At 66.2% G+C, this 1,737-nt stretch carries 2 protein-coding genes; both read left to right on the top strand.

Annotation, left to right across the window (positions count from 1 at the left end; all coding sequences use genetic code 11):
- The coding region (locus tag CBW22_RS25470; RefSeq protein ID WP_088518216.1) for a TraK domain-containing protein at window positions 1-556 on the top strand (556 nt) is incomplete at its 5' end.
- Window positions 553-1,737: F-type conjugal transfer pilus assembly protein TraB (gene traB, locus CBW22_RS25465; RefSeq protein WP_088518215.1), on the top strand; the 1,185-nt coding region annotated here is incomplete at its 3' end. The genes CBW22_RS25470 and traB, both read left to right, overlap by 4 nt.

The raw sequence follows: 1,737 nt of genomic DNA, 5'->3' as shown, positions 1-1,737 counted from the left end.
GACCGGTCCGGATAACGCCTACACGAAGGCCACCACCGCCGACGGCGCGCTGCTTATCACGCCGCTGACCGGGCAGGACTTCACCCTGTTCCTGGAAACCGCCGGGGGCGTCGGCGTCTCGATTGACGTCTCACCGAAACCCGGGAACGGCCGCACGCTGCACCTCATTCCGGCCGACGTGCCGCTCAGGCCCAACCCGGATGCTAAGGCGTGGGAGGAAAGTCAGCCCTTCCAGAAGACGCTGGTGAGCGTTGCCCGCAGCGTCGTGAACGGCGACGTGCCGGAGAACTACACCGAGGTGAAAGCCTCTCGCGGCCCGGCGTATAACCCGCCCGCGGGCGTGCAGCTGACGCCGGAGCGCCAGCTGGCCGGCTCGCACCTGCGCGTCATGCGCTACCGCATGAAAAACACCGGCTACGTGACGCGGGCGCTCAGCGAAAAGCAGTTCTGGCAGAAGGGCGTGCGGGCGGTGATGCTGTCAACCCGCACGCTTTATGCAAACGGCGAGGGCTTCGTGTGGGTGATTTTCTCCACTGACGCGGAGGGCGGGTCATGAGCAACATCAATACTGCCACGCGCCGCCGCCAGTGGATGATTGCCGGCGTGGCCGCCGGGGTCATGCTCGCGCTGGGCGGCGGCATCTGGGCGTATTCACAGCACTTGGCCGCCCTGAAGAACCCGCCCCCGGCGAAGCCGGCCGACCTCACCGGCACGGGGCTCGTGAACAGCCGCTTTACCGGCGCGGTGTCCGAGTCGGTGCTGGCGCAGCAGCAGAATAAAACAGCCACGCTGGAGAAGGACCTGTCCACGCTGTCCGCCACGGTCAGCGCGCAGAACGACGCGCTGAGCCGCAAGCTGGAGCAGATTGGCACGGCGCTGGACAAGCTGCAGAGCCAGGCGGAAAAGCCGCCGGCGCAGACCCCGTCATCCGGCCAGGGTACTCCCCCCGCCAGCGGTCCGGTTTCCGGCGGGCCGTCCGGCCCGGCGCAGTGGAGCATCAGCAATCCCGGCGGCGGACCGGCTGCCGGGCAGGGCGCACAGTTCTATCCCGCGCAGGGGCAGGGCTTCTACCCCGGTGCCGGCACGGTGCGTCCGGGCGGCCTGAGCCGCGACACCTTTACCTACGCGTCACTCACCGACAAAAAGACGAAGCTGCCCTGGATACCCTCCGGCTCCTTCTCCGAGGCGGTAATGATTGAGGGCGCCGACGCCAACGCCAGCGTGACCGGTCAGCAGAATACCTCACCGGTGGTCATTACCCTGCTTGGTGACGTCTCCATGCCCAACGGCAAGACCTGGAACATGGACCAGTGCCGCGTCACCGGAGAGATGTACGGCGATATCTCCAGCGAGCGCGGCGAAGTGCGCACCAAAAACATCAGCTGCATCCTGAAAAACGGCAAGCATATCGACATGCCGTTCGACGGTCACGTGTCCTTCCAGGGCAAGGTCGGCATCCGCGGCAAGCCGGTGATGCGTAACGGCGTAATCGTTGCTAACGCCTGGGGGGCCGGAATGTTGTCGGGCTTCGGTGAGGGCATCAAGTCCGCCGCCACGCCGACGGTAGGGCTCGGTGCAAGTGCCTCGGTCGGTGCCGGTGACATTTTTAAACAGGGGTTCGGCGGCGGCGCCAGCAAGGCGGCGGACACGCTGAGCCAGTACTGGATTAAGCGCGCCGAGCAGTACCACCCGGTGATTGATATCGGTGCCGGCAACGCCGTGACCGTGGTGTTCCAG

Source organism: Pantoea sp. VS1 (assembly GCF_002207995.1).
Taxonomy (GTDB): Bacteria; Pseudomonadota; Gammaproteobacteria; order Enterobacterales; family Enterobacteriaceae; genus Pantoea; species Pantoea dispersa.
This window is presented reverse-complemented; position numbering and strand designations above follow the sequence as displayed.